Raw genomic sequence first — 7,017 nt, forward strand, 5'->3', positions numbered from 1 at the left:
AATTACTCCGCCCAATGAATGGTCGCGTTCCTCAATACGGCAGCGACCGGTGCCACGGCAGGCATATCCAGCCGGGCCGCCTCGTCAAGGGCCGCGCGCTTTTCCGGGCCGGTTATGAGCAGATGTGTTGTCATCGCGCCCCGCAGGACCGGCGCGGTCAGGGTGACGCGCGGCTCCGCCGCGCCGGGCGCGCGCATCGGCATCAGGATCGGAGCGTCGGGGTCGAGCGCCTCGCGCAGACGGTCGGCGCCGGGAAACAGCGAGGCGACATGCATGTCCGCCCCCATGCCCAGCAGCAGCACGTCGATCGGCAGCGCCGGGGCGATCACCGCGGCCAGCGCGTCCACAGCCTGTTCGGGCTCCGGCGTGGGGGCGTAGAGCGGCAACAGCCGCGCCCTGGCCGCCCGACCCGTCAGCAGCCGCGCGCGCAGCAGCCGCGTGTTCGACCGCTCCGAGCTTTCGGGCACCCAGCGCTCGTCGGTGGGCAGCACGTCAATGCGCGCCCAGTCGAGATCGACCTCCGCCAGCGCATCGAAGACCGGACCCGGCGTCGTGCCCCCCGGCACGGCGAAGGTCACACGCGCCTCGTGATCGAGCGCCGCGCTCAGTTCCTCCGCCAGCAGCGCGGCGAGGTCGAGGACCAGCGCCTCGCGGTCGGGATAGGCGATGAATTTCACGGCCGCACCTCGCGCCAGCGCCTCCCGTCGCGGTGCATCAGCATCAGCGAATCCTCGGGGCCGGAACTGCCGGCGTCATAGGGCCTCGGCCGGTCCTCGCGGGCCTCCCAGCCGGCGATGATCGGGTCAGTCCAGGCCCAGGCGGCCTCGACCTCGTCGCCACGCATGAACAGGGTCTGGTTGCCGCGGATCACGTCCATGATCAGCCGCTCGTAGGCGTCGGGGATGTCCTGCGCCTCCGGGCCCAGCGCCTCGGCAAAGGACATGTCCAGCGGCACCTCGATCAGGCGCATTCCGCCCGGCCCGGGCTCCTTGATGGTGACGTTGAGGGTGATGCCCTCGTTCGGCTGCAGCTTGATCACCAGCACGTTGGGCGCCTGCCCCTTCTGCACCCCGAAGATCGAATGCGGCGGCTCCTTGAAGGTGATCGCGATCTCGGAGGTGCGCGCGCGCATCCGCTTGCCGGTGCGCAGGTAGAAGGGCGTGCCCTTCCAGCGCCAGTTCGACACAGCCAGGCGCAGCGCGACGAAACTCTCGGTGGTGCTGTCGCGGCTGTCCACGTCGGTCAGGTAGCCGGGCACGCCGTCGTCGGCGCAATACTGGCCGCGCACGATGTCCTCGGGGCCGAGCGCATCCAGCGCGCGGATGACCTTGAGCTTCTCGTCGCGCACCGCGTCGGGGTCGAAATGGCTGGGCGGCTCCATCGCGATCAGGCACAGCAGCTGCATCATGTGGTTCTGCACCATGTCCCGCATCGCGCCGGAGCGGTCGTAATAGGGCCCGCGCCCGCCGACCCCCACGGTCTCGGCCACGGTGATCTGGATATGGTCGATATACTGGGCGTTCCACAGCGGCTCGAACAGCATGTTGCCGAAGCGGATCGCCATCAGGTTCTGCACCGTCTCCTTCCCGAGGTAATGGTCGATGCGGTAGATCTGAGCCTCGTCGAAATGCTGCGCCAGCGTCCGGTTCAGCGCGCGCGCGCTGGCCAGGTCGTGGCCGAAGGGCTTCTCCACCACGATGCGGGCCTCGGGGCCGGCCATACCGTTGTCGCGCAGCCGCTGCGCGAGATCGCCGAACAGCGACGGGCCGACCGAGAAATAGAAGGCATGGTCCACATCGGCGCGCATCAGCCGCGACAGCTCCGCCCAGCCGGTTTCGCCCCTGGCGTCGATCACCACATAGCGCAGCCGCCCGAGGAACGCCTCGACCGTCGCCGGCACGCGCTTGACCTCCGAGACGAACTCCTCGATCGCCTCGCGCGCGAAGGCCCGGTACTGCGCGTCGTCCAGATCCGAACGGGCCGCGCCGATGATCGCCACCTCGGGCGGGATCTGCCCGGCCCAGAACCGGCGGTAGAGCGCCGGCAGGATCTTGCGCCGCGCCAGATCGCCCGTGCCGCCGAAGATCACGAGATCGAAAGGATCGACCGGGATGATGCGTGAAGCCATGTGCCCTCGTCCGTCAGGGGCGATTCCGCCCCCTGCGGGCCGCCCGGGGCGCACTGTATCACCAAGAGACGCACCCACAAGGCGCGCGCGGACCTCCGGCGCCTCAGGCCTCCAGCTCGGTGTCCCAGTAGAGGAAATCGAGCCAGCTGTCGTGCAGGTAGTTCGGCGGGAACCTGCGGCCCATGTTGCGCAGTTCCTCCGCGCCGGGCCGGCGCGGCGGCTTGCGCAGGGACATGCCGGCCTGGCGCAGGCTCTTCGAGCCCTTCCTGAGGTTGCATTTCGAGCATGCCGCCACCACGTTTTCCCAGCTGGTCACGCCGCCGCGCGCCCGCGGCACGACGTGGTCGAAGGTCAGATCGCCGGTGGTGCCGCAGTACTGGCAGGAGAATTCGTCCCTCAGAAACAAATTAAAGCGCGTGAAGGCCACGCGCTTTTGAGGTTTGACGTAATCTTTGAGGACGACGACCGAGGGGATCCTTATCCGCATCGTCGGGCTGTGCACGAACTGGTCGTACTCGGCCACGATATCGACCCGCTCCAGCCAGGCGGCCTTCACCGCCTCCTGCCAGGGCCAAAGTGACAGCGGGTAATAGGAAAGTGGCCGGTAATCCGCGTTCAGCACCAGCGCCGGGTGCTTCTTGAGGTTCTGGGGGTCCCTGACGAACCCCGTCCTGAAATCGCCGTCCATTTGCGTGACTCCGCCTCCGCCCTGCCTGCCGTTTCCCGGCACCAAGGCGGGACGACCCCGCCCCAGCTTGTGGATAACTATATATGGCGTTTTGCGCCTGACAAGCCCCGCAGATGCGGTGCCGCCCGGCCCGAAGCTTGCACATTTCCGTGACAGGCCCGTGACGGCGCCCTCGGGCGGGTTTGCCGCGCGGCGCGCGCGGCGCTAGGCTGAGCCCATGTCGCACGCCCCCGCATCCGCCCCCGCGCCGCTTTCGGCCCTCCTGGAAGCCGCGCTCTACTGCCCCGACCTCGATGCGGCGGAGGCATTCTACGGCGGCGTGCTGGGGTTGACGCGGCTGACCCGCGCGGGCGACCGGCACGTCTTCTACCGCGTCGGCGGCGCGGTGCTGCTGATCTTCAACCCCGCCGAGACCGCGAAACCGCCCTCCCCCGGCGCGCTGCCGGTGCCGCCTCACGGGGCGCGGGGCCCGGGGCACCTGTGCTTCGCGGCCAGCGATGCCGGGATCACGCTCTGGCGGCAGCGGCTGGAGGAAGCCGGCCACCCGATCGAGGCCGATTTCCGCTGGCCGAACGGCGCGCGCTCGCTCTATTTCCGCGATCCGGCCGGCAATTCCATCGAGATCGCCGAGCCGCGGCTGTGGTTCGCCGCGGGCGAGGACGGCTAGCCGTCCCGCCGCGCGATGCCCAGCCGCTCCTGCATGAAGGCCAGCGCCACGCTCAGCCCGTCGGGCGCGATGCCATGCGCGGTGCCCTTCATGACATGGGCGTAGACCTCGAAGCCCGCCTCGCTCAGCGCCTCGCCGGCCTCGGGCAGAGATTGCACCGGCACCACGTCGTCCTGGTCGCCATGCACCAGCAGCACGGGCGGGCGGCTCAGCGCCTCCTCGGTCAGCATCTCGGGCCGCAGCAGCCGCCCCGAGAAGCCCACGATCCCCGCCACCTCGTCGGGCCGGCGCGGACCCACATGCAGGCTCATCATCGTGCCTTGCGAAAAGCCGAACAGGATCATCCGGTCCGGCGTCAGCCGCTCGGCCTCCAGCACCTCGTCGAGATAGGCGTTAAGGTCATCGACCGCGCGCAACATCCCCGCCTCGCTCGCCTCCTCGGTGGAGCCGTCGATCCACGGGATCGGGAACCACTGGTAGCCGAAGGGCGCGCCCGCACAGCTCTCCGGGGCGTCCGGCGCGATGAAGGCCGTGCCCGGCATGTGCGGCATCAGCGGATCGGCCAGCCCCAGCAGGTCCGCGCCGTTGGCGCCATAGCCGTGCAGGAACACCACCAGCGATTGCGCCGCACCCTCGGCGGGGCCACGCCGATCAGTTGTCAGAACCCGTGTCATCTGATCCCTTCTCTTTCCTTCGCCACCCGGTAGTAGGCCCAAAGCGCGCGCGCCGCAACGCCCCGCCAGGGCGCCCAGCCCGCGGCCATCTCGCGCAGCGCCCGCTCGCTGGGCCGCGCCTCGAGCCCGAAGAGCAGACGCGCCGCTTCCTGTAACGCCAGATCGCCGGGCGCAAAGACATCCGCCCGCCCGAGCGAGAACATCGCGTAGATCTCGGCCGTCCAGCGCCCGATCCCCGGCACCGCCACCAGCGTCGCGACGACCTGCTCGTCCGGCGCCGCGCGCAATCCGCGATAATCAATCCCGGCGCCCGCCAGCGCCTTGGCATAGCGGATCTTCTGCCGGCTCAGCCCGCAGGCGCGCAGCTCCTCCTCGCTCGCCCGGATCACCTGGCGCGGCCCGGTCAGGCGCGCCGCCTTCAGCCGCCCCCAGATCGCGTCCGCCGCCGCGACCGAGACCTGCTGGCTGACGATCGCCCCCAGCAGCGGTTCGAACCCGTCGCGCCGCCGGCGCAGCGGCAACGGGCCCGTCCGCTCCAGCGCATGCGCGAAACGCGGTTCGATGCGGGCCAGATACGCCGCCCCCTCCGCCACGCAATCTTCGGTCTCGATGATCCGCCCGACCATGCGCGCGCCCCCTTTCTTCTGGCCCCAAATATCCGGCCTTATGTATCAAACGCACCAAGAAACCGGAATCCCTGACCGCCGGTTTTCGCTATCCTGTAGCCCATGCAGGACAAGACGATAGACAACGCGCTCAGGGCGCTGTGCAAAGCCGGTGGCGAACAGGGCGAGCTTGCCGGTAGGTTGCTTGTGATGCGCGGCATAGACCCGCTGGAGCCGTCCAGGTATCCCAAAAACGCCGCCCGGCACCGTGAGACGCGAAAACTGGTTCTAGATGAGCTGCGGAACGGGCCTAAGTCCGCCAGCGACATAGGGGCGGTCATACGCGCGCAGAAGCCCGAAATAACCACGCGGTCCGCGACAAACCGTGCCTATATGGCGCTGTACAGGCTGCGCGAGGCGGGTCTGGTTCGACGTTATGCGTTGACATGGGAGTTGCAACCAATTGATAGACTCACCTAATGTGAAGCATGGCGCAGGTTCTATCTCGGTTTGTGATTTATGAATGACTTCAATAAGTTAAACTGTCGCGTATCCTTCCTTATGAACTTGGTGGTTGCGTCTATTTTGTTGAATTTCCTGACTCTTTTTGTTATATTGTTGTGGTGGAACGTTGGGGACACAGACCCGAGGCCAGGCGCTATGGCCGTGTCCCTTTCTGTGTTCCAAATTCTTTTGGCGGTGGCATTGGTGGGTGGATTCTGGTTGTTCCGTAGCCATGTTGCTGAGCGGGCCGAAGATGTTGCTAAGGCCGTAGCAGGACCAGTGGCAGAAGTAGAGGCAGCGGAAAGGGCAGAGTTGGTTGCGCGGCGGATTGCAGAAGCAGCGGTTGCAGAAAGGGTGGGCAACGGAGAAGATACTACGCAAGCTCAAGTCGATGCGCTTGGAGAGGATGATTGAGAATGCACAATCATGATGAAATGGAAGTCGTGCGCAGGTTTTCAGAGTCTGGCCCAGTAGACATTCTTGGCCTCATTCATGCGCTTGGAATCCGTTATGAGGAACGACCAATGCACTCTGGAGCGTCAGGTGAGATCGTGTTCGACGGGGAAGACTTCATTATCGCCGTCAATGAGGCAGAGATAGCTCCAAGAAAACGGTTCACAGCCGCGCATGAGCTTGCTCATTACTTGCTCCATAGAGACCTCTTGGAGCAAAAGGGGCGATTAAATAGACACAGCGATGTTTTGTTTGGCGACGCAGCCGCCTATAACCCACCGGCACCATTTAGCCCTACACATGAGGTGCAGGCAAATAGGTACGCGGCAGAGTTACTAATGCCAGCCTCCAGAATCAGGAAGCTGTGGAAGGGGGAAGACGTCGACAACGTGGAAGAAATCGCTTCTGCTCTTGGCGTGTCCAAGAAGGCTGTCAAAATAAGGCTGAAAACACTCAACCTTAGATCCACGTCTGATTAAGCCTACCGCTGCCAGTACCCTTTCCACTGACGGCTGACCGGCGCGCTCATGGCATTCGACACCACGATCTTCGCCAGTGTCCCGTTGTCGGTGCGGCGGTTGTCTTCCAGCCATGCGGCGTGGTTCGCGTACTGGTACAGGTACTGCGGGCTGACGTGGTGGTGCTGACCTTCGACCATGCGGCGCAGGCGGGAGAAGTAGCTCTCGACCATGTTGGTATGCTTGCCGTGGTCGCTGTAGATTTCAGAGTGGTTCACCCGGGCAACGTTCCAGCCCGCGTGGAGCAGATCCCAATGGCTTGCCTCGTCGGCAGAAATGGTCGCCATGCGGTCAACGTTCTCGTTTGCCAGCGCAACGCCTTCGGCCTCGCTCATGGTCACGAAAGGCAAGGTGCGGCCTTCCCGCTCGCGCATGGCGACGACAACGCGGCGCTTGCCGGTCTGGTGTTCCTTCTTGCGGCGGTCAACGCGGTCGGCCTTGGCGTTTGCCGGGCGGATGTGACCGCCGAAATAGGCCCCGTCGATTTCAACGTGATCGGCCAGAACTTCGCCGGTGTGGACCTCCTGTGCCATTGCCTCGCGCAGCTTATGCGCCAGAACGAATGCGGCCTTGTACTGGCAGTCCAAGTCACGCGAAAGCTGGACCATCGAAACACCTTTAGCGGCGTTCACGATGATGCAGATCGCGGCCAGCAGTGACCTGCTACGGGATTTTCATCCGGCCGCGACCGGAGCCCGGTTGGTGTTTACGCCGATCGGCGCAGGTTGAGCAATCGCCCGACGCGCGGAGCTTTCATCTCGCGCAGCGGGGCGGGCGATT

At 65.7% G+C, this 7,017-nt stretch carries 8 protein-coding genes and 1 pseudogene; 3 read left to right on the forward strand and 6 right to left on the reverse strand.

Features of this window, described 5'->3' with window-relative positions:
* Positions 1-2: 2 nt before the first annotated feature.
* From pgl to KCI33_RS16805, 3 genes are all read right to left on the reverse strand, one after another.
* Positions 3-677, reverse strand: coding sequence for a 6-phosphogluconolactonase (pgl, locus tag KCI33_RS16795; protein WP_212525965.1), 675 nt, complete (start codon positions 675-677; stop codon positions 3-5).
* The gene (gene zwf, locus KCI33_RS16800; protein WP_212525966.1) at positions 674-2,128 is read right to left on the reverse strand and encodes a glucose-6-phosphate dehydrogenase; all 1,455 of its coding nucleotides are present in this window, start codon (positions 2,126-2,128) and stop codon (positions 674-676) included. The genes pgl and zwf overlap by 4 nt, the downstream gene beginning before the upstream one ends.
* A 103-nt stretch (positions 2,129-2,231) precedes the next feature.
* Positions 2,232-2,816 carry an HNH endonuclease gene (locus KCI33_RS16805; protein WP_212525967.1) on the reverse strand — a complete coding sequence of 195 codons (585 nt, stop codon included), beginning with the start codon at positions 2,814-2,816 and terminating at the stop codon, positions 2,232-2,234.
* A gap of 217 nt (positions 2,817-3,033) precedes the next feature.
* On the opposite strand from KCI33_RS16805, the gene KCI33_RS16810 reads away from it, so the two are divergent.
* Positions 3,034-3,483, forward strand: a complete 450-nt coding sequence (locus KCI33_RS16810) for a VOC family protein (protein ID WP_212525968.1) — start codon at positions 3,034-3,036, stop codon at positions 3,481-3,483.
* On the opposite strand, the gene KCI33_RS16815 is transcribed toward KCI33_RS16810, so the two are convergent.
* Together KCI33_RS16815 and KCI33_RS16820 are read right to left on the reverse strand one after the other, a co-directional pair.
* A complete protein-coding gene (locus KCI33_RS16815) occupies positions 3,480-4,157 on the reverse strand; it encodes an alpha/beta fold hydrolase (RefSeq protein WP_212525969.1) in 678 nt (225 codons plus the stop codon). The two genes, KCI33_RS16810 and KCI33_RS16815, sit on opposite strands and share 4 nt — an antisense overlap.
* A complete protein-coding gene (locus KCI33_RS16820; protein ID WP_212525970.1) occupies positions 4,154-4,783 on the reverse strand; it encodes a DNA-3-methyladenine glycosylase 2 family protein in 630 nt (209 codons plus the stop codon). The genes KCI33_RS16815 and KCI33_RS16820 overlap by 4 nt, the downstream gene beginning before the upstream one ends.
* A gap of 498 nt (positions 4,784-5,281) precedes the next feature.
* On the opposite strand from KCI33_RS16820, the gene KCI33_RS16825 reads away from it, so the two are divergent.
* Together KCI33_RS16825 and KCI33_RS16830 are read left to right on the forward strand one after the other, a co-directional pair.
* On the forward strand, positions 5,282-5,680 hold the full coding sequence (locus KCI33_RS16825) for a hypothetical protein (RefSeq protein WP_212525971.1): 399 nt from the start codon (positions 5,282-5,284) through the stop codon (positions 5,678-5,680).
* Positions 5,681-5,682: 2 nt separating this feature from the next.
* Positions 5,683-6,198 (forward strand): ImmA/IrrE family metallo-endopeptidase, encoded by a 516-nt coding sequence (locus tag KCI33_RS16830; protein ID WP_212525972.1) that lies wholly within the window; start codon positions 5,683-5,685, stop codon positions 6,196-6,198.
* 2 nt (positions 6,199-6,200) lie between these two features.
* Here the strand turns inward: KCI33_RS16830 and KCI33_RS16835 are convergent.
* Positions 6,201-6,893 (reverse strand): annotated as a pseudogene (locus KCI33_RS16835) (IS1595 family transposase); the annotation flags it as partial.
* Positions 6,894-7,017: the final 124 nt, after the last annotated feature.

Origin of the sequence: Actibacterium sp. MT2.3-13A, assembly GCF_018139985.1 — a bacterium.
In the GTDB taxonomy this organism is placed as follows: Bacteria; Pseudomonadota; Alphaproteobacteria; order Rhodobacterales; family Rhodobacteraceae; genus JAGSOU01.

Excerpts from the sequence above, each read along its gene's own strand:
- zwf (WP_212525966.1), bottom strand. The coding sequence starts at position 2,128 with ATGGCTTCACGCATCATCCCGGTCGATCCTTTCGATCTCGTGATCTTC.
- KCI33_RS16805 (WP_212525967.1), bottom strand. The coding sequence starts at position 2,816 with ATGGACGGCGATTTCAGGACGGGGTTCGTCAGGGACCCCCAGAACCTC.
- KCI33_RS16810 (WP_212525968.1), top strand. The coding sequence starts at position 3,034 with ATGTCGCACGCCCCCGCATCCGCCCCCGCGCCGCTTTCGGCCCTCCTG.
- KCI33_RS16815 (WP_212525969.1), bottom strand. The coding sequence starts at position 4,157 with ATGACACGGGTTCTGACAACTGATCGGCGTGGCCCCGCCGAGGGTGCG.
- KCI33_RS16820 (WP_212525970.1), bottom strand. The coding sequence starts at position 4,783 with ATGGTCGGGCGGATCATCGAGACCGAAGATTGCGTGGCGGAGGGGGCG.
- KCI33_RS16825 (WP_212525971.1), top strand. The coding sequence starts at position 5,282 with ATGAATGACTTCAATAAGTTAAACTGTCGCGTATCCTTCCTTATGAAC.
- KCI33_RS16830 (WP_212525972.1), top strand. The coding sequence starts at position 5,683 with ATGCACAATCATGATGAAATGGAAGTCGTGCGCAGGTTTTCAGAGTCT.